Here is a 20,666-nt window from a genome sequence, read left to right on the forward strand (position 1 = left end):
TGTCAGGAGATTCATCTGCTTTTAACGCCTGAGGAGATTACCCTATTCGATGCGCTCAGGAGAGGCGAAAAGATTGACCGTAATCAGAAATATCGCATCAAGAAGAAGATTATGGACTATATTAAGAAGTTTTGGTGAGTTTTGTTCTACAAAAAAACACCCTGTCATTTAGACTGGGTGCAAGGTATTGTTGAAGTAAATTTTTTCACCTATGTCAAGGAAAGCACGGGATTCGAACCCGCGCACGCATTTCTACGTCTAACGCCTTTCCAAGGCGTCCCCTTAAGCCACTTGGGTAACTTTCCATATAAAAATTTTCAATTGAAAATTTTTTATAACATTGCTTGCTATAACACCGCTGCAAAACGCCTACGCCATGGTTCCAAATTATGCGTCAAGGTCGTGCGTTTTTTCGACTGCTTCTGAAAACTTGCTGACGACTGCTTCAAGTTCTAAGTCTTCTTCATCGCCTGTATAATTTTCATCACTGATTTCATCTAAATTAGCATACATTTCAATATGGTTTTTAAAGTTTTTCAAAACAATCGGGGCATCGCCGCCATATTCACCATCAAGATTAATCATCATCCGATCATTTGTCTGAGGTTCAATCTTAATCTGACTCGTTTTAATATACGATATTTTTTTATCTTCAATGTGTTTGCCACCATTGAGCACCAAGCCAATCAGGCGAATCATTTCAAATAAGTTAGCTGTCTTGACTAAAATGAGTGTGAACAGACCATCATCCAATTGAGCGTCCGGTGCGATTTGTTCAAAACCACCGACTGAGTTGGTCAAAGCAGCAAAAAACATTGAGATTTCGCCTTCAAAAACACCCTTATCATGCGTAATTTTGAGGGGTACAGCTTTAACCCGCGGCAATAATTCTGCCCCTTTTGCCAGATAGGCCAAGTAACCAAAAGCTGTTTTAAGCTGCGACGGCACACTATAAGTCAGTTCTGTCAGCGAGCCACCCGCAGCAATATTGATAAAATAATGATCATCTCCCGCACAGCCGATATCCATGTTCAATGTCTGCGCTTTGCCAATGATTCTGGCAGCGGCAACTGGATTATTTCGAGGAATTTTCAAAGCACGCGCAAAATCATTGGTTGTTCCGGCAGGAATAATCGCTAATTTTGGTCGTTTTTCAAGCGGTGCAATCCCATTGACGACTTCATTAATCGTGCCATCACCACCGGCCGCAATAATCAATTCAAAGCCAGCTTCTGCTGCACGTCGCGCCTCGTTTTTAGCAGAGTGTGCTTCAGCAGTTGTCGCAAAAGCAGAAGTTTCATGACCAAAATTTTCTAGCACATCTAAAATTTCAGCAATGTTTTTTTTCATCGTTTCTTGCCCAGATGTTGGGTTGTAGATTAGTCTTGCTCTCATAGCTTGATTAACTCCTCTTCCGTCCAGATCTCGATGCCGAGGTCCTGTGCTTTTGTCAATTTGCTGCCGGCATCATGACCCGCAACCACAATATCTGTTTTTTTAGAAACACTGCCGCTGACATTGGCACCTAAACTCTCCAATTTTTCCTTGGCCTCGGTTCTTGTCAAGTGTGATAATTTACCTGTTAAAACGACTGTTTTTCCTGATAATGGTGCATCATCCCGTTTGACAGGGCCTAAATAGTCAAAATTAACACCTGCAGCATGTAATTCCATTAAAAGTTTTTTTGTACCATCTAGTGCAAAATATTTAGTCAAACTTTCAGCCAAGACTGTCCCAATCGTTGGGATGGCTGATAAGGTCTCAGCAGATGCCTTGGCAATCTTGTCCAGATTCGATAAATTTTCAGCGATAATTTTAGCTGCTTTTGAGCCGACATGTCGAATACCTAAGCCAAAAATCAATTTTTCAACCGAATTTTCTTTGGACGCTTGGATGGCTTGATAGAGTTTTTCAGCTGATTTTTCTTTGACTTTATCTAATTTTAGCAAATCATCTACTGTGAGTTGATACAAATCAGCGACATCAGTAATCAATTGTTTCTCAAACAGCTGCGTCACAACGGCAATCCCAAGTCCTGTGATATTCATGGCACCACGACTAGCAAAGTGAATTAATTTTTCTCGAATTTGAGCCGGACAAAGCGGATTGACACAACGCAAGGCAACCTCATCCTCAAAATGCAGTAAATCTGAGCCACATTCTGGGCAATATTTCGGAATATCAAGTGAAACAGAAGCTGACGGTCGTTTATCCAACAGGACACGTTGAACAGCTGGGATGATATCGCCAGCCTTATAAATGACAACTTTATCTCCCAAGCGGATATCTTTTTCCTTGATATAGTCGACATTGTGTAGGGTTGCCCGCGCAACAGTCGTCTGAGCTAATAAGACGGGTGTCATATTAGCAGTTGGTGTCACAACACCTGTTCGACCAACCGTCCAATCGACACTCAAAATTTCTGTTTCAGCTAATTCAGCTGGAAACTTGTAAGCAATTGCCCATTTTGGAAATTTCACAGTAAAGCCTAGGACATCTTGCTGGGCTAATTGATTGACCTTGATGACAACGCCATCTATGTCATAAGGCAACGCATCACGAAGTGCAGCTACTTTTTCGATAAAGTTCCAAATTTCAGTTATATCGGTCGCAAAAGCCCGCTGATCATTGACGACAAGCCCTAATTTTTCAAAATACTCTAGGACTTCTTCTTGCGTGTCATTGGTTGCTGGACTTGCTTCTTGATAGAGGAATGTTGCAAGACCTCGTTTGGCAACGACTTTCGTGTCGAGTTGTCGTAAAGTACCTGCTGCGGCATTGCGCGGATTGGCAAATGACGGCAGACCTTCTTCTTCACGTTCTAAATTTAATTTTTGGAAATTACGACGGGGTAAGTAAGCCTCGCCTCGAACCACAATATCAATCGGCTCGCTCAAGACTAAAGGCACATCTTTGATCCGTTTGACCTGCTCTGTAATATCCTCTCCGATACTGCCATCGCCACGTGTCGCCGCTGTCTCCAGAACACCATTGACATAAACAAGAGACAAGGAAAGACCGTCAATTTTGAGTTCGCAGATGTATTCAGGATCAGGAATTTCTTTTCGCACACGCGTGTCAAAGGCCTCTAACTCCTCTTTCGAGAAAGCGTCTTGCAAGCTATAGAGCTGATAGTCGTGGGTGTACTTTTTAAAGCCTGATAGGACGACATCGCCGGTACGATGTGTCGGCGAATCTGCTCGAACGAGATTAGGATTTTCAGTTTCTAATGCCACAAGTTCACGGTACAGTCGGTCATACTCAGCATCTTCAACAATGGGGTTGTCTAAAGTATAATAAGCATGCGCATAGTGGTTAAGTTGTTCGGTTAATGTTTTGATTTTTGATTCGACGTTCATACACTAATTTTAACACAAAAAATCGGAAAATATTATCTAAAACCGTGGCAATCCACACGCCCCAAATTCCCATACCAAAAGCTGTTCCGAAAAGCCAAGCAAGACCTATGCGAATGACCCACATGCCAAACATCGTCGCATAAAATGGTGTTTTAGCGTCTCCCATGGCTTGCAAGGCAGCCGTATAGATAATCACACCAGCAACGACTGGCTCACTGACAAATGAAATCAAAATAACAACATGTGCCGCTGAAACGGCTACTGCATCGTAGGTAAAGAAATTCAAAATAAAACTTGAGCAGACAAAAATCATACCACCGACAAGGCTACTAATCATCGCTGTCATGACAAAGGATTTTTTGGTCAACGTCCGTATTTCTAAACTGTCTTTTGCCCCGTAAGCTCGCGCAATTAAAATACTTGCGCCTGTTGCGAAACCAAAGGCCGGCAGATAATTATAAGCGGTAATCGTCTCGCCAATGGCATTACCAGCAAAAACTTTGCTGCCATAGGCAATGATGATGATAAAAATCACAATATCACCAAGTCGCATCATCAAGCGCTCTCCCATTATCGGAAGGGCTCTTTTGACAATTTCTGTCTTGAAAAGCTGACTTTTACGACGGATTATCGATCCTTTCAGACGATGTGAGGTTTTTTGTAGTTTATGAAAAAGCAAGCCCACACCAATCAACCTCGAAAGTGCGGTGCCAATGCCAGCACCCAGAATGCCAAGTTTTGGCAAGCCAAATAAGCCGAAAATCAGGATAACATCCAGACAAAAATTTAAAATATTAACAATGAGGTTAATGGTTAATGGCATTCTCGTCTGACCTGCCGTTCGGATGAGCTGACCTAACACGGTCATCAAAACAAGGAGAACACTCGTACCAGCGACAACTCTGAAAAAAATGATGCCTTGCTGTAAAATCGTGCCGCTTGCCCCCATCGCCCGTAAAATCGGATGTGCTAAAACTAGGGACAAAAGCGATAAGAACAGTCCAATAACCAAAGATAGGGCTATGGCTTGCCTGACGTTTTCTGAAATTTCTGTCTTCGCTTTGGCGCCTGCAGCATTGGAGACGACAGTCGCTACAGCAACGGCCAAGGCAATAAAGACTGCTTGATAGACCGCCATGACACCGTTGACGAGGCTGACCGCAGACACGGCAACAAGTGAAATTTTGGCAATCAAGATGCTATCCACAAACCCGACACTCGTTTGCAGGATATTTTCAAACACAGCGGGGAGGGAATAATCGATCAGGCGACGCGTATTTTCTTTCATGGAAGACCTTCTAAATTAAAAACCGTGCGACACGGTTTCTTCTATTTCGTGATTTAACTGGTTCAATGTCTTATTATTAGACTATTCTAACTTTTATTATACCTAATTTTTAAGCCTTTCTCAACATCTGTGGCTTTTTTTTGGTAAAATAAAAGGTATGGATTATTACATTTTAGCGAATCCCCATGCAGGCCATGGACATGGGCAGCAGGTAACGGATAAGCTGACGGCTTATTTGACACAAGAACAGATAACTTATCATCTCTTTAACACGCAGCAGCCGCTTGATGAATATCAGTTGATGACAGATATTTTGGCACAAAAAAGCGCAGAGGATCGCATCGTCATTATCGGTGGTGATGGGACGATTTCGCTCGCTGTCAACACTTTACCGGCAGATCAGGCTTTCTCTTACATTCCTGCTGGTTCTGGCAATGATTTCGCCAGAGGTCTTGACGTGTCACTACAACAGACGATTGAGACATTTGACAATATTCACAAGGCGACACCCCAAACGATTTATGTCTTGAAATATGAGTCTGAGGATTTATCAGGGATTGCAACAAATAATTTCGGGATTGGGCTTGACGCGGCGATTGTTGCTGCTGCCAACCAAAGTGTCACAAAAGGTGTTCTGAATACCCTAAAATTAGGGCAACTCGCTTATTTGTTCAGTGCTTTAAAGATTATTTTGTTCAAGAAACCTTTCCAAGTGACGGTAAATGGTACGACATTTGACAAAACGTTTCTTTTTACTTTAACTAAACACCCCTTTTTTGGTGGCGGTGTGCCACTAGCGCCTGATGCCAATCTCATGGATGCGGATATTCATTTGGTTGAAGTAGACCGTTTTAACCTCCTGGGTATTTTCGCCCTCATTCCAAAAGTACTGAAAGCCAAGCATTTGTCTAATAAACATGTCAACCATCTAGTTGACCAATCCTTTGAACTAAAAATTTCTAGCGACCAGCCCGTGCAAATTGATGGTGAAGTTCACCAGCTCCAAGCCCATCAGACCTTACGCGTGACAACAGAAAAACGAACGATTTTGAAATAATCGTTCGTTTTTTCTTTAATCTTGATTCAAATTGCGCAAGAGTTCATCAATCTTACCACCATAGGCAACAGATTCATCTTTTGCAAAAGTCAAATCTGGAATTTTATAAAGCGTCATGCGCTTAGCCAATTCACTTTTAATGGCGCCAGTCGCCTTTTTAAGGCCAATTCTAGCTTTTTCATTATCTGATGCGAGATCAGATAACAAGCTATAATAAACCGTCGCTTGGCTGAGGTCACCCGTGATTTGGACATCAGAAATATTGACTGCCTGCACACGTGGGTCGCGAATTTTCAGACGCAAAATATCATTAATTTCACGCATGAGCTCAACCGCGACACGGTCGCTGCGATGTGTATTTGACATGGTTTCTCCTTTCTTCGCTTTTTCTACGCAAAAGCTCGAAACTTGACCCCCGCTTTCGCTCCGTCCAAGCGGGGTCATTTGCGAACTTCGTCCGCTCAAAGGCTTTCTATTTTTTTACAATGTTAAACAATGCGAATGCCTAAAGATGTCGCTAAAGTCAGTGCTTGACTGGGATTGACTTTCAATCCCTTGATACGTTCTAAACTGTAGGTTAAGTGTTCAAATGTCGAATTCGAAAAATCGAGCTGATTCATGGGTGTCTGTGCCCAATTGGATGCTGTCAACTCACAAGACTGAAACTGTAAATTGGTATAAGTCACTTCTGTAAATTCACTGTCTTGCATAGGCGATTCTTGAAACAGGACATTTTTAAATTTTGCAAAGTTGAACGAGCTATAGTTTAACAAAGCATTGTTAAACACATAATTATGCAAGACACTTTCAGCAAAATTAGCACCTGTCATCCGACAATTGTTGAATTCTACGCGATGAAATACGCCTGATAACCATACAACATTAGACAAGTCACAATGGTTAAAAACAACATCTAAACATTCGAAACTGGCAAAATCAACACCTGAAAAATCACAATTTGTGAAAATAGATTGACGAAAGCAGACGCGTTCGCAAAAGGAACGGTCTGCTTTGCTATCTTTATAGTGATGTCCATCAAAATAAGCTTCTTCTGCCAAAATCAAGTCATTTGAGACGGGTAAATCTGCTGATATTTTGGGGTTCAAAATCGCCATTTTAACGTTTAATCTCAACCATTTCATAGACTTCAAAGGTATCATCAATGGCAATATCGTTGTAGCCATCAATCATGAGACCACCCTCATTACCTTTTCTGACTTCTTTGACGTCGTCTTTAAAGTGTTTCAGAGATGACAAGTTGCCATCTGCGATAACGATACCATCACGAATGACACGGACGCTGGCATCACGTTTAACTGAGCCTGACAAGACCATAAATCCGGCAATGGTACCGACTTTTGAAACCGTGAAAGTTTCACGAACAACTGCTTCCCCGATAACTTTTTCTTCAAATTCTGGGTCAAGCATGCCTTTCATGGCTGTTTCAACTTCTTCAATCACTTTATAGATGATGCTGTGGAGACGAATTTCAACAGCATCAGTTTCAGCTTGGACGCGCGCAAGTGGTGTTGGCCGAACATTAAAACCAATAATCACAGCGTTGGCTGCTTCTGCGAGCGAAACATCTGACTCATTAATCGCACCAACGGCACTGTGAACGATGTCGACTTTAACGCCTTCCACTTCAATTTTTTGCAATGATGCTGCCAATGCTTCTGCGGAACCTTGAACATCAGCTTTGATAATCACGTTGACTGATTTGATTTGACCTTCTTTAAGCGTATCAAAGAGGTTTTCAAGGCTAACACGATGAGTGTTGTTACGTTGGTTCAAGAGGGCACGTTTGGCACGTTCTTCACCAACTGAGCGAGCAGTTTTTTCGTCTTCAAAGACGGCAAAATGGTCACCCGCTTGTGGCACGTCATTCAAACCTGTGATTTCAACTGGACTTGATGGGCCAGCTGATTTTTCACGACGGCCAAGGTCATTGACCATGGCACGGACACGTCCGAAGGTATTGCCGACGACGATTGGGTCTTGTTGATGCAGCGTTCCTTGTTGGACAAGGAGGGTTGCGATCGCACCTTTCCCTTTATCAAGACGGGCTTCGACAACCGTACCGATGGCTTTAACTGTTGGGTCAGCTTTGAGTTCTTGGATTTCTGCAACCAAGAGCACCGTTTCTAACAAGGCATCGATATTGGTGTTGAATTTGGCTGAAATCTCAACGAATTCAGATTCGCCACCCCATGCTTGACTCATGATCCCATGTTCAGCAAGCTCTTGAATCACGCGTTGGGGGTTAGCACCTGGTTTATCGATTTTGTTAATGGCAACGATGATTGGCACGCCCGCTGCTTTTGAGTGGTTGATGGCTTCAACGGTTTGTGGCATCACGCCGTCGTCAGCTGCCACGACAAGGATTGTGATATCTGTGACAGACGCACCACGCGCACGCATGCTGGTGAAGGCCTCATGCCCTGGTGTGTCCAAGAAAGTGATTTTTTTGCCACTTTCTTCGATTTGGTAGGCACCGATATGCTGTGTGATACCACCAGCCTCGCCACTTGTCACACGAGAATTACGAAGTGTATCCAAAAGCGTCGTTTTACCATGGTCAACGTGCCCCATAATCGTCACAACTGGTGGACGCTCAACAAGTTCATCTTCGTTAAGATAGCCGTCTTCGATAAAGAGACGTTCGATATCTGTCTTATCTTCTTCGACTTTTTTCTCAGGTGTCACACCGTAGTCTAAGAGCAAGAGTTCAATCGTATCGCTATCCAAAGATTGGTTTTGCGTGGTCATGATCCCCATCATGAACAATTTTTTGACCAGCTCAGCTGGCTCACGTTTCAAACGTTTTGCCAAATCTGCGATGGTCATGCCCTCAGTATAGACAAGACTTTCAGGCAGTTCATGGAATTTACGTTGAACCACTGGTTGTGGCGCAACTTGTTGACCCCCACGTTTGCCTTTTTTCTTCTTATTGCTGTTCCAGTTGGAATTACGGGCATTCCGAACTTGGTTCCGGTTATCATTGACACGTAATGGGCCGCCTTGACGATTACCGCCACCTTGGTTATTTTGACCTTGTGCATTATTGTTATTGCGATTTTTCTTGTTTTTATTGCGGTTAGCGTTGGCATTACCTTGACTTGCTGGCGCTACATCAGCAGCACGTTGAATGACTTTGATGCCACCATTTTTCGGTTTGATATCTTCTGCACGCTTGATGACTTTAATCCCACCGTTAGCAGGACGTTCTAGCTTCTTAGGTGCTGCCGTTTTAGTTGTCGTTTCTACTTTTCTATCTGCTTTCTTTTCTGATTTACTGTCAGCTTTGTTTTCGTCATGTTTTGCTGTCACAGGTTGTGCAGGCTTTTGGACGACCTTGTCCTGTTTAGCAGGTGCAGCTTGTTGCGGCTCAGCTTTTGGTACTGGTGCAGGCGTAACTGTTTTGCCACCCACTGAGATGACACGGCCACTCGACACTTCCTCATCTGACAAGACTTTTTTGCCGCCAACGACAATCGGACGGTTACCTGTTTCTGTTTCAGTCACGACTTTTTTACCGCCAGACATAATCACACGATTCTGAGTTTTCGGCTCTGCACTTGCTTTCGGCGTAGCCTGGGCAGGTTTCGTGTGGTTGCTACCATTACCCGCAGCTTTAAAGGAACTTAACAGTTGTTTCGTTTGTTCAGCATCGATGCTTGAGCTATGCGATTTAACGGGTAAACCGATTTTTTGGGCGTGATCGACAAGTTCTTTATTGGTTAAGCCGCTCTCTTTAGCAATTTGGTTAATACGTTTTTTTTCAGACATGGTCATGTCCTCCTTCTTAATCCGGTTCACAATGAGCAGCCCCTAGTGAAAAAGATAAATCCCAGAACCTGCGCAAGCGCAGAAAGTTTTCTTGCGACGAGTAATCGCAGGAGCACTTTGTGATTTTCTATTTTCATACGGCGCTAAACGCTCATTATCACCTTTTTATTCTTATTTCATAAGACTCTCCATCTTCTTGGCAAATCCTTTATCTTGAACAGCGATGACTTTCCGGTCGCTACCAATAGCGTGGGAAAGTTCGGCCGCAGAAAAGATGTCTAGCATGGGAATTTCATAATAGGTTGTTTTATCAGTAATCCGTTTGACAAGATTGGCGGCGCCGTCATGGGCAACGAACACTAATCTTGCTCGGTCTGCCTGAATCGATTTGATGACAAGTTCTTCACCTGTCACAATCTTTCCGGCTTTCTTGGCCATTCCTAGGGAATTCGCCAGTTTTGTTTTATTGAAATCTGTTATTTCAGTCATCGTTTAGCCTTAAATTTCTGGTGCCTCATCTATCGAATAGGTCACCGTTGCTAATTTTTCACGTTCGACCTGATGATCGACGTAAAGGATTAACTCGTCATAAAAATGATCCGCAATCTGCGTCTGAAACACGCGGTCAAAAACCCGTTTTTGCTTAGCTTGCTGGGCTTCGTCATTTTTGATGGCGATATAAGCCCCGCGACCAGCTGCTTTTCCTGTTGGGTCAATACTGATTTCGCCTGCTTTATTATAGACGATTCGCAACAGTTCTTTTTTGGGAAATTGTGTGTTTGAGACGACAGATTTTCGTAAAGGAATTTTTTTGATCTTCACCTTGGTGACCACTCCTCTCCTGTATCCATCAGTTTAGTCAAGCACTTCGTCAGCAAAATCTGCTTCAAGTTCTTCTGCTACAACATCTGCAGCTTCTTGATCAAATTTTGTTTGAGACTTGATGTCAATTTTGTTATTGGTCACATGGGCTGCCAAACGAACGTTTTGTCCACGTTTACCGATTGCCAATGATAACTGGTCATCTGGTACGACGACCACAGTTTCACCCGTCTCTTCGTCGATGATAACATCTGTCACCTGTGCGGGTTTCAAGGCGTTTTTAATCAAGGTCGCACGGTCTTCGTTCCATTCGATGATGTCCATGTTTTCGCCATGCAATTCATCAACCAAAGTCCGAATGCGTGAACCACGTGGGCCAACGATTGTGCCAATCGCATCAACATTGGCATCGTTAGATTTAACAATGACTTTCGCACGATCACCCGCTTCACGCGCAATACTGACGATTTCAACCGTGCCATCGTAAACTTCTGGAATTTCTTTTTCAAACATGCGTTTGAGCAAGTCAGGATGTGTGCGGCTGACGTAAACGATTGGGCCTTTTTTCGACTGTTCAACAGCTGAAACATAAACCTTGATTTTGTCGCCAATCTGATACCGTTCGCCTGGAATTTGATCGCGTTTACCGAGCATGCTATCAACTTTACCCAGATTGATAAAAATCGCACGATCATCCACACGCTCTACCGTGCCTTGGATGATTTCATTTTCATAGCGTTTGAATTCATTATAGATAATCGTGTGTGATTCTTCACGCATTTTATTCATAATGACTTGTTTCGCTGCGTTAGCTGCTGTCCGTGCAAAATCTTTTGGTTTTTCTTCGAAACGGATTTTATCGCCGATTTGATAGTGCGGGTTGAGCGCGAGGGCGTCGTCAAGACTCATTTCCAAACGGCTATCAAAAACTTCATCGACAACTTCACGCGTTGAGTAGACGATAAAGTCACCTTTCGCATCGTTATACTCAATCGTGACGTTTTGTGATTGATTGTATTGCTTTTTGTAAGCTGCTGTTAAAGCCTCAGCAATTGCGCCAATCACAACTTCAGGCGAGATGCCTTTTTCTTCCTCCAAAAGGGTGAATGCAGCTTGCATTTCCTTACTCATGTCTCTCCAACTTTCTTTTTAATTTTAAGTACGTTCGTTCTAAGTTTATAGTTTGACTTGCGTCCGTGCTTTGGCAATGTTTGATAATTCAAGTTCAACTGTTTTCTGGCGTGTTTTATCCAGATAATTGAGGGTAATCAGATTGCCGTCAAAAGCGACTAAATCGCCGACAAATTCTTTTTCGCCCGCAACTTTTTGGTAAAGCTTGACGAAAACATAGGCACCGATATGCTGGTCGAAATCAGCTGCTTTTTTAAGCGGACGCTCAGCACCAGGGCTGGCTACCTCAAGCATGTATTCCGAGGGAAAAGGATCCGGTGAAATCTTGTCCAATTCTGGACTGATGATTTCTGATAAATCAGCTGTGTCTTGGAGTGTAATCCCGTCAGGCTTGTCAACAAGGACAGATAAAACCTGATCTGCACCCATTTTCGTCCATTCGACATCCACTAACTCAAAAGGCTCAGGTAAGAGACCTTCGAGATGTGCCAACACAACTTCTGTGATAGTTGTAGACATAAAATTCCTTTCTACGATTTTTCTTCAAAAAATCTTGAACCTTGACCTCTGCTTTCGCTCCGTCCAAGCGGGGCATTCGCGAAAGATGTCCGCTCAAAGCCTTTCTATTATAACCCTAAGATCATTTATTAAAATTCAAACAACAGGAGCGCCCGATGTGAGCGCTCCTTTCTTTGTTCTATAAAAACATTATAGCATAATTTTGGCAGAATGCAAATTTATGACTTTTTTTAATTTAGACTGCTGTTTTCATCATTAGCATAGTGAGCCATCATTTTGTCACAGTCAACTTTATCCTGCTTTATTCGCTCTGACTGATTTTGACCCGTTGGGATAAAGCGAAAGACGATAAATTGCGCAGGTTTAGCCGATTGGTTTGACAGGCGATGAATACTTTGTTTGACACGCAAAACATCCTTTTCTTGGACTGTTTGACTAGCCACATGTCCATTATCCATGTACTCAACCGTAATCTCACCAGAAGTTACGATGATATTTTCGTCAAGTTCAACATGCTTGTGCCAATCTTGGACAACGCCAGCAGGGAGTGTATTGGCATGGATTTCAAACTCAGGATAGAGGTAATAGTCAACCTGAGTACCACTTGATTTTGTTACGGATATAGCTGATGCCTGTCTTGTGATATCAATAGGGGCATTTTCAAGTGTCATAATCTTACTTCCGTTTACGGGCAATCAAATGAATCGGTGTCCCCTCAAAAACGAAAGCTTTACGAATTTGATTTTCTAGCATTCGAGCGTATGAGAAGTGCATGAGTTCTTCTTCATTGACAAAGACGACAAAGGTCGGCGGTTTAATCGCCACTTGGGTCGCATAGAAAATCTTGAGCCGGCGACCCTTATCGGTTGGCGTTGGATTAATGGCAATGGCATCCATGATGACATCGTTAAGCACAGCAGATGAAATCCGCATATTTTGGGCTTGGCTGACTGATTTAATCAGGTCAGGTAATTTATTCAAACGTTGTTTGGTTTCAGCTGAAACGAAAATAATCGGTGCATAGCTCAGGTATTGGAACTCATCACGAATTTTTTCTTCCCATTTTTGAAGGGTTTTGTTGTCTTTGTCAATGGTATCCCATTTGTTGACAACGATGATCATCCCACGCCCCGCCTCATGGGCAAAGCCAGCAATCCTTTTATCGTACTCTCGGATACCCTCTTCGGCGTTTAACACCATGAGGACAACGTCCGAGCGGTCAATGGCGCGCATGGCACGCATGACTGAATATTTCTCAGTCGATTCGTAGACTTTTCCCCGCTTGCGCATGCCTGCGGTGTCAATCATGGTGAACTCTTGGCCCTCTTCATCCGTGAAGTTGGTGTCGATGGCATCACGCGTTGTACCGGCAATCGGACTTGCAATCACGCGGTCTTCACCTAAAATGGCGTTAATCAGGCTTGATTTGCCGACGTTTGGACGACCAATCAGTGAGAACTTGATGATGTCTGGGTTTTCTTCTTCCGTTTCAACTGGTAGGTTGTCGATAATCGCATCGAGGACATCACCAGTCCCAATCCCATGAACCGCAGAAACAGGATAGGGTTCGCCTAACCCGAGGCTGTAAAAATCGAAAATTTCCATACGGCGCTCAGGATTGTCGATTTTATTGACAACGAGAATGACAGGTGTCTCTGTTTTGTAGAGAATTTGTGCCACATATTCGTCTGCATCCGTCACACCATTCTCACCGTCAACGACGAAAACGATGACATCAGCCTCATCCATAGCAATCTCAGCTTGCGCCTTGATTTGTGCCATGAAAGGCGTATCCGCCATTTCGATACCGCCCGTGTCAATCATGGCGAATTTTTTATTGAGCCATTCGCTGGTCGTATAAATCCGGTCACGCGTCACGCCGGGTGTATCTTCGACGATCGAAATGCGTTCGCCCGCGATTCTATTAAAAATTGTCGATTTGCCAACATTTGGTCGACCGACGATTGCTACTGTAGGTAATGCCATTATTTTCTTTTCTCCTTTGTATTGCCGTGCTTTTCCACTTGCTAAGCACTCAAGTCTAAGTATAACATAAATTTGAGTATTTCTAGTTGGGAATAAAAAATAAGCAGCTATTTTGAGAATAACCTCTTTTCTTAGGTCAATATAGTAAATTTTTAGGTAAATCTTTGTAATATTTTTTCAAGAACAGTCTAGACTTAGCTATCTTTATAAACATATGGTCTTCAAAAAGATAAGCAACTTCACTGATATTATCAATGTTAATTTCAGTATCTAGATTATAAACCTCTTTTATCTCGTCCAAACAGACATTCATCTCTTCAAAATGTTTTAATTCGTCTTTCCATAGATAAGATAAAATTTGTAGAATATTTTCGTAAAACTCTCTCTCATCATTAATCTTAGCAATATTATTTTCAAACAAGTCAAAATTAACATCTGTCAACTCATCACTCAAAATGATTTCACCTGTTTTATAACCGTGCGCAACATCATCAATCGCATCACACTCATCCTCAGCCAAAACTTCAATCGTCCGTTGCAAAGTCTCTGTAATTTCAACATTAAACTTCTTCATTTGAAATATCTCCTAACTTTAATGATCTTTATTATTGATCAAAGATTAGCAGTTGTCAAGTCAAATTTTAGAATATCTACCATGCCCATCAAAAGAAATAAACCCTTTGTCACGCAACTGTTGCAACTGTTGACGAATCTTTGCCTTAACATTTTGATTATTAGGATGCAGTTTAGCCAATACTTCTTCAAAAGCATACATCTGTTTCAACGTAAACTCTTGATTCAACTTCTCAACGAAAAATAAAGTGTCAAGCAACCAGCCACGACTATCCAAGTTTCTGGTATCAAGTGGTTTAGCTTTTCGGTAAATTGACAGCACAGTTTGCTTATCAATGATTCTTTGATTCTTAATCAAATGAATTTTGCCAATTTCTGGTACTTTTTGAATCTCAATATTACTACCAACCCAACCAGCACGTCTAGCCGTATCAGCAAGTGGCTTTCTCTTTTCAATAATCGTTTCAGTAAAAAAGAATTTCGGAATTAAAATCAAATTTTGAACTTGAAAATTTTTATGTGTCAAATACAATAAATCTGGATTATTCGTATCTGAAATTCGTTTAATTAAGGTATCATAAGCACCATTGACAATCTTTTTAGGTAAAATTAATTGATTCTCTTTACTTTTCAATTCAAACTCAGATTGGCAAATGGGACAATAAAAATCAGCAACCGGGCGATTGTTCTCAAAATGATTGATATAATCATTCCCACAAATTGGACAGTACAAATTTTTTTGTGCCCAATTTTCAGTCATCACTCTGGCTTGCTGAGATTTACTTTTATATTGACTTTGGCTATTCTCCAGTATTAGTTCTATAATAACACCTTATTTTCTAAACTCTCACATCAACTTCTTATCCTGCAAATTCTCAAGCGTCGCTGTTTGTGACGGCACTCCGAATTGTGTGGCGATGCGCTCACTCCAATCGCTAGAAAGACGACGTGCCCCAGCAAATTCAGCTTGTAAGCGGTCATAATCTTCAATGACTTTTATTGTTTGCTCTTGATAACGTTCATCAAAGACAACTGCTTCATAAGGCAAGCGTGGTTTGACGTCATTTTGGCGAGCAGGCACACCCAAGGCTAGACCAAATAGAGGATAGGTGTAGTCTGGCAAATGCAAAAGATTCGAAATCTCAGCAGCTTGATCTCGAATCAGCCCCACAATCACACCGCCGTAGCCCAAACTTTCCGCAGCTAAGAGGGTATTTTGCGCCGCTAAACTGGCATCAACAGATGAAATCAAGAGATTCTCAGTACCTTCTGGGAAAAATTGGTCTGTGTGCAATTTCGTGGCTTTTTCAGCTCGATTTAAATCGCCAACAAACACTAGAAAATGAGACGCCTGCTTAATTGACTTCTGGGGTTGTAAGTCAAAAATTTTGCTTTTGGTCTCATCCGTCTGCACATTGATAATCGAATAAGACTGGAAATTTTTCCAGGTCGACGCTGCGCGTCCTGCCTCAATTATCGTTTTCAATGTGGCAGCGGGGATTTTTTCTGCTGTAAAATTCCTGACAGAGGCATGCTCTAACATGAGTTTAATCGTCTCATTAACCATTGCGCCGATTCTCTCCCTCCAACCGAAACTCTTTTGACAGCTTGCGGACACGCTCCATGACCCGCTTAGCAGGCCAAGTCTCGTCGCCTTTTTTAGTCATGGCAAGTCGCGCTTCAAGCTCATCCATGGTCAAATTAGACGTGAAGAAAGTCGGTAAATTTTCCTGCATCCGATACTGCAAAATCACTTGCAAAATATTATCGCGAATCCAGTCGTTATTGCTTTCGGCACCAATGTCGTCCAAGACTAAAACTTGGACTTTTTTAATCTCATTGGCTTGCCACTTTAACTCATCAAAACCAGTATTGTCAGAGATAAAAGACGGATAGTGAATCAAGCTAGTCGAAATCCCCTTCTCTGCCAATTTATTGGCCATAGCAGCCATCATAAAGCTCTTACCAACACCAAATTTGCCATAAAGATAGACCCCATTTTGGTTGGGATAATCAGCGATAAAATCAGCGACCGCTTGATAAGCCGCAACGCGATTGGCATCGTCCAACAGGACGTCATCCCATGTCACGTTAGCAAAATCTTTCGGCATACCGATTAATTTCACGCGACGTTTTTTACTAATTTCAGCCTCTTTAGCTAGGGTTGCTGCTGTGGCACGATAGGTCACATCTGCAAAGCCTTCATTATTAAAAAGAATTGGCTCATAGCCTGCGATTTTAGTCGGTTCACCTGCGACAAATTTAGCTTTTTCTTTTAGATATTCGTTAAATTTTGATAGAGATTTCGTGACTTGAGCAGGTTCAAACGCGTTGTCTTGAATAAAGGTCTGAATTTCAGAATTATCCAATATTTTAGCCGTCAATTCCTGATATTTTTTGACGTCTAAACGATTTGCCATCGCATCTGCTATTGATTCCATTGCCATCTTATTCACCACCATTCATTTTTTCAAGTGCTTGACGTCTGATTTTTTCTAGCTCAGCCTGCTGATCCCTGCTGGTTTCATTTTTATAATCAGGGTCATACCAATCCGGTGTTTTACTCCCAACGGGTGCGGCTTTTTGCTGAGGTTTCGCCTGAGCTGTCGCTTTCTCCGTCTGTTTACGCTGATAAGTCGCTAGCCACCTAACTGCGAGCTCGGCTGAGGTCACCTGGTCTTTCTTCCAGCGGTTCGCCTGCTCTTCTAGATAGTCTGAAACATTCGAATAGCCCCGAATTTCCAAGAAATAGATGATTAGCATATTTTGGATTTCGGGTAGCACGCCATCACGGGAAAGTCGGACAAGTAATTGTTTTTCTTTTTGGGTTGGATGACCATCAAATCGGCGTTTTTTGATTTGCGTTAACAAGGCTTCTGGCTTTTCAGACTTGGCTGTTCTGATTAAGCCCTGTTCAGCTTTTGAAAAATCGAGTAAACGTGGCTGTTTTTGATTTTGCGCGATTAAATGGCGAGATATATTAGCTGTGTTCAGCGTTTGATCCGCATTTTTCGTCGTTTCAGCGATTTTAAAGAGTTTATACCAATCCAAGTCAAATTTATCTGCTAGGGCATAAAGCGCTAACGTGTCCTTGGTTTCATCATCAAACTGGACGCCTTGATCTTGCATGGCTGTTTTGAAAGCCGCTAAGTCTAATTTCGTATCTGTCGGCACTGACACGACTGGTGTTTCAGGCACTTCCGCCACACGGTAGACATCTGAAAACTTTTTAGAGATTTTCTGACCTGAAAAGTCGCTTTCTCTTGCTAATTTTTCAAGTGCAGGTAGCCCGATTTTGTCCGTTAGCAATTGCTTGTAAAGCCCATCTTCCAGAAACAGCTCCGGGGTCAAATGGCTCTGCAAATCTAGGATCAGCTCGCCATGATTGTCATAGATGTCTAGTAGATGTAAGGCTGACAATAAGTCAAATCCATTCATCAAATCATTCAAACCATAATCCAGATGATTGAGCAAATCCGACAAGCGACCTTTTTGAGTTGGAAAGGCACGTAAAAGTTGATAAAGGGCGAAACCATTCCGCCCAATAATCGGTTGGTAGAACATGACAAAAACACCGGCATCAAAGCTGGTTTTGTCAGCGTTTTTGACTGTGAATTTATCAATCGGTCGCATATTTTTTCCTCAATCCAGTTTATAATGCGCAACACCTAGGAAAAAGATACATCATAGAATCGGCGCACGCACCGAACCTCTGATTTTCTATTTTTTTCTAGGTGCTAAACACACATTACCACCTTTTCATCTACTTATTCTTTTTAGTAATGTTGCGCAAGAGATCTTCGAGATCGCTGACGTCTTTGAAACTGCGATAAACACTGGCAAAACGCACATAGGTAATCTCATCAAGCTCTGCCAATTCTTCCATGACGAATTCACCAATGGTTTCCGAACGCACTTCATTTTCAGCCAGCATTCTCACCTTGCGCTCAACACGCTCCACCGCTTTTTCGATTGACTCAGAAGAAACTGGACGTTTGCGGGCACTGCGAACAATGCCTGTGATGATTTTATCCCGGTTGAAAATTTCGCGGGTGTCATCTTTTTTGATAACTAACAAGGGCATTTCTTCGATACGTTCAAAGGTGGTAAATCGATTACCACAATTTTCGCATTCACGGCGACGTCTGATGGCATTTTCAGCCTGACGACTATCGACGACTTTTGATTCTTCTGATTGACATTTAGGACATTTCATATTAAAACTGTGCCTCCACACGGTAAATCACTTGACCTTTTGAGGAGAATTTCGCCTCGTATTCTGTCATCACATTTTTTTCGGCAAATGTTGTATCTGCATGTAAATCCAACCACACTTGTTGCAAGGTCATGCCATATTGACTCATCGATGCGAGTGAATATTCAAACAAACCACGATTATCCGTTTTAAAATGGACTTGCCCATGTGGCACCAAAATGGTCTCGTAGGTTTTCAGAAAATCTTTATAAGTCAAACGACGTTTTTCATGACGCGTTTTAGGCCAGGGATCTGAAAAGTTCAGATAGACTAAATCGACTTCACCAGCCGCAAAATAATTGGTTAGGCTACTGCCGTCAACATGCAAGAGTTGCACATTGGGCAAATTCAGTTCTAACACCTTATCCAAAGCGTAAGATAAAACTGTCAACTGCATATCAATGGCGATATAGTTAATCTCTGGATGACGTTCAGCCATGCCTGTGATAAAAGCCCCTTTTCCTGACCCAACTTCGATATGAATGGGATGATGATTGCCAAATTTCTCCGCCCATTTCCCTTTAAATCTTTCCGGATTTTCAACCACATATTGGGTATTGGCCGCCATCATCTCTGGCGCACCTTTCCGATTTCTCACTCGCATTTTTTACTCCTATGTTTATTTAACACGCTTTTTTGTAAGCTTTAAAAACATTTCCCTTTAACTGAAACAAGGAGACGCTAGTCTCCCCATACATTATTTGAAAATGTCGCAAAAATTTCGCAAACCTAGAATTTCTAAATTCGCAGCCTGTAAATTATCAGACCATAAATTTTCGTTGATTTGTTTTAAAAACGATAACGTCCCATACCATTTTATTTTAACAAAAGTTTCTTCATCCACCCGATAACCTGAGTACTCTAACCATTCCCGCCATTGACTTGGAGCAATGTAGTGGCTCAAGAGATGGGCGACATCGACAAAGGCGTCAGATAAAGCAACCGTATCCCAATCGACTAAGTAAATCTTACCACTATGGTCATTTTTCAACCAGTTGTGATGGTTCACATCACCATGCACGACAACGGCATGTTGCGCGTCGAACCTAGGTGTCGCGTCTCGTAATTCTGTTAGAGCATGCAACAAGTAAGAATTCTGAATCAAACTTCTATGGGCGTGCCGATGTAATTTATCTACCAATTGTCTCGGTGTGGTCACATCGTTGCCGAATTTTTTGAAAGCTTCTACCAGCATTTTGCTGTGATGGAGGGTAGCGAGCGTTTGATTAACCTGCATATCGCCCATCTCAGTTGCCGCAAGAACGACGCCGTCAACCCAAGATTGTGCCGTCAACATATCGCCATTGCTATTGCGCTTGGTCCAGATGATTTTTGGCGTCAAACCCACTTGTGAAATGGATGCCAGAAGAGGGCTAGCATTGACTTTGACAAATGCCTTTTGGCTCCCAAAAGTCGCATAAAAAACGTTATTCACACTCTGACCAAATGAATTATTAAGTGGCACGTAATGCCAATCCGCTTCGTTGCCTTGCATCATGCTGATAGCCCCCTCCTTTCTTTCTGATATCACTTGACTGTCTTACCCTTTATAATGAATCAACATCGACTGCGTTAAAATGTCCGCATACATATAAGATTCAACGATTTTTTGACCACGTGGCAATGTTTTCTCAACGACAAAATGCGTGTCAAAAACTTCTGTCAAGGTCACTTTATGACGATTTTCACGTTTACGACCGTAGTGGTCTGTAATATCAACATCTTCACCTAAGTGTGAGGCTACTTCTTTTTTAATTTCAATGATTTTTCCAACTTCTTGACTATCCATTATCGCTCTCGTTTCTTTGATTTCCTAGGTTCACCAATAGGTGAACTTTTACAGTATTTCTATTATAACATGAAAGGTCTCCTAAAATCTACACTTGA

At 42.2% G+C, this 20,666-nt stretch carries 22 protein-coding genes and 1 tRNA gene; 1 reads left to right on the forward strand and 22 read right to left on the reverse strand.

From position 1 onward, the window contains the following. Positions 1-217 precede the first annotated feature (217 nt). From RsY01_RS06130 to RsY01_RS06145, 4 genes are all read right to left on the reverse strand, one after another. A tRNA-Ser gene (locus RsY01_RS06130) sits at positions 218-305 on the reverse strand. Positions 306-387: 82 nt separating this feature from the next. Beyond that, entirely contained in the window at positions 388-1,395 is a 1,008-nt protein-coding gene (locus RsY01_RS06135) for a diacylglycerol kinase (RefSeq protein ID WP_094784684.1), read from the reverse strand. After that, positions 1,392-3,359 carry an NAD-dependent DNA ligase LigA gene (gene ligA, locus RsY01_RS06140; RefSeq protein WP_094784685.1) on the reverse strand — a complete coding sequence of 656 codons (1,968 nt, stop codon included), beginning with the start codon at positions 3,357-3,359 and terminating at the stop codon, positions 1,392-1,394. Before ligA ends, RsY01_RS06135 begins: the two co-directional genes overlap by 4 nt. Further along, a complete protein-coding gene (locus RsY01_RS06145) occupies positions 3,316-4,647 on the reverse strand; it encodes an MATE family efflux transporter (RefSeq protein WP_094784686.1) in 1,332 nt (443 codons plus the stop codon). The genes ligA and RsY01_RS06145 overlap by 44 nt, the downstream gene beginning before the upstream one ends. Positions 4,648-4,804: 157 nt before the next feature. Here RsY01_RS06145 and RsY01_RS06150 point away from each other — a divergent pair, with 157 nt between their 5' ends. Further along, entirely contained in the window at positions 4,805-5,704 is a 900-nt protein-coding gene (locus tag RsY01_RS06150; protein ID WP_094784687.1) for a diacylglycerol/lipid kinase family protein, read from the forward strand. A gap of 15 nt (positions 5,705-5,719) precedes the next feature. Here RsY01_RS06150 and rbfA read toward each other — a convergent pair whose 3' ends face one another. The 18 genes from rbfA to RsY01_RS06240 form a co-directional block, all read right to left on the reverse strand. Beyond that, positions 5,720-6,070 carry a 30S ribosome-binding factor RbfA gene (rbfA, locus tag RsY01_RS06155; protein ID WP_061775316.1) on the reverse strand — a complete coding sequence of 117 codons (351 nt, stop codon included), beginning with the start codon at positions 6,068-6,070 and terminating at the stop codon, positions 5,720-5,722. Between the two features lie 122 nt (positions 6,071-6,192). Then, complete coding sequence (locus tag RsY01_RS06160) at positions 6,193-6,846, reverse strand: pentapeptide repeat-containing protein (protein ID WP_167373237.1); 654 nt, start codon at positions 6,844-6,846, stop codon at positions 6,193-6,195. Continuing rightward, entirely contained in the window at positions 6,821-9,493 is a 2,673-nt protein-coding gene (gene infB / locus RsY01_RS06165; protein ID WP_094784689.1) for a translation initiation factor IF-2, read from the reverse strand. The genes RsY01_RS06160 and infB overlap by 26 nt, the downstream gene beginning before the upstream one ends. 171 nt (positions 9,494-9,664) lie before the next feature. Next, complete coding sequence (locus RsY01_RS06170) at positions 9,665-9,982, reverse strand: YlxQ-related RNA-binding protein (protein ID WP_061775314.1); 318 nt, start codon at positions 9,980-9,982, stop codon at positions 9,665-9,667. 9 nt (positions 9,983-9,991) lie between these two features. Next, complete coding sequence (gene rnpM / locus RsY01_RS06175; protein ID WP_094784955.1) at positions 9,992-10,315, reverse strand: RNase P modulator RnpM; 324 nt, start codon at positions 10,313-10,315, stop codon at positions 9,992-9,994. Between the two features lie 33 nt (positions 10,316-10,348). Continuing rightward, entirely contained in the window at positions 10,349-11,446 is a 1,098-nt protein-coding gene (nusA, locus tag RsY01_RS06180) for a transcription termination factor NusA (protein ID WP_094784690.1), read from the reverse strand. A 45-nt stretch (positions 11,447-11,491) separates the two neighbouring features. Further along, on the reverse strand, positions 11,492-11,965 hold the full coding sequence (gene rimP, locus RsY01_RS06185; RefSeq protein WP_094784691.1) for a ribosome maturation factor RimP: 474 nt from the start codon (positions 11,963-11,965) through the stop codon (positions 11,492-11,494). A 230-nt stretch (positions 11,966-12,195) separates the two neighbouring features. Continuing rightward, positions 12,196-12,636: a cupin domain-containing protein gene (locus RsY01_RS06190; protein WP_094784692.1), complete on the reverse strand. Its 441-nt coding sequence runs from the start codon at positions 12,634-12,636 to the stop codon at positions 12,196-12,198. Between the two features lie 4 nt (positions 12,637-12,640). Then, positions 12,641-13,951, reverse strand: coding sequence for a ribosome biogenesis GTPase Der (der, locus tag RsY01_RS06195; RefSeq protein ID WP_094784693.1), 1,311 nt, complete (start codon positions 13,949-13,951; stop codon positions 12,641-12,643). Between the two features lie 136 nt (positions 13,952-14,087). After that, positions 14,088-14,525 carry a DpnD/PcfM family protein gene (locus tag RsY01_RS06200; protein ID WP_094784694.1) on the reverse strand — a complete coding sequence of 146 codons (438 nt, stop codon included), beginning with the start codon at positions 14,523-14,525 and terminating at the stop codon, positions 14,088-14,090. A 60-nt stretch (positions 14,526-14,585) separates the two neighbouring features. Next, positions 14,586-15,350 carry a DpnI domain-containing protein gene (locus RsY01_RS06205; protein ID WP_369688801.1) on the reverse strand — a complete coding sequence of 255 codons (765 nt, stop codon included), beginning with the start codon at positions 15,348-15,350 and terminating at the stop codon, positions 14,586-14,588. Positions 15,351-15,371: 21 nt separating this feature from the next. Continuing rightward, positions 15,372-16,091 (reverse strand): NADPH-dependent oxidoreductase, encoded by a 720-nt coding sequence (locus RsY01_RS06210; protein WP_094784696.1) that lies wholly within the window; start codon positions 16,089-16,091, stop codon positions 15,372-15,374. Continuing rightward, positions 16,084-16,971, reverse strand: a complete 888-nt coding sequence (gene dnaI, locus RsY01_RS06215; RefSeq protein WP_094784697.1) for a primosomal protein DnaI — start codon at positions 16,969-16,971, stop codon at positions 16,084-16,086. The genes RsY01_RS06210 and dnaI overlap by 8 nt, the downstream gene beginning before the upstream one ends. A gap of 1 nt (position 16,972) precedes the next feature. After that, the gene (locus tag RsY01_RS06220; RefSeq protein ID WP_094784698.1) at positions 16,973-18,157 is read right to left on the reverse strand and encodes a replication initiation and membrane attachment family protein; all 1,185 of its coding nucleotides are present in this window, start codon (positions 18,155-18,157) and stop codon (positions 16,973-16,975) included. Between the two features lie 130 nt (positions 18,158-18,287). Further along, entirely contained in the window at positions 18,288-18,740 is a 453-nt protein-coding gene (nrdR, locus tag RsY01_RS06225; RefSeq protein WP_094784699.1) for a transcriptional regulator NrdR, read from the reverse strand. 1 nt (position 18,741) lies between these two features. Then, positions 18,742-19,383: a tRNA (guanosine(46)-N7)-methyltransferase TrmB gene (gene trmB / locus RsY01_RS06230; RefSeq protein ID WP_094784700.1), complete on the reverse strand. Its 642-nt coding sequence runs from the start codon at positions 19,381-19,383 to the stop codon at positions 18,742-18,744. Between the two features lie 93 nt (positions 19,384-19,476). Then, a complete protein-coding gene (locus RsY01_RS06235) occupies positions 19,477-20,277 on the reverse strand; it encodes a phosphotransferase family protein (protein ID WP_094784701.1) in 801 nt (266 codons plus the stop codon). A 42-nt stretch (positions 20,278-20,319) separates the two neighbouring features. Continuing rightward, complete coding sequence (locus RsY01_RS06240; RefSeq protein ID WP_061775112.1) at positions 20,320-20,568, reverse strand: Veg family protein; 249 nt, start codon at positions 20,566-20,568, stop codon at positions 20,320-20,322. Positions 20,569-20,666: the final 98 nt, after the last annotated feature.

The sequence above is a fragment of the Pseudolactococcus reticulitermitis genome (assembly GCF_002260845.1).
Lineage (GTDB): Bacteria > Bacillota > Bacilli > Lactobacillales > Streptococcaceae > Pseudolactococcus > Pseudolactococcus reticulitermitis.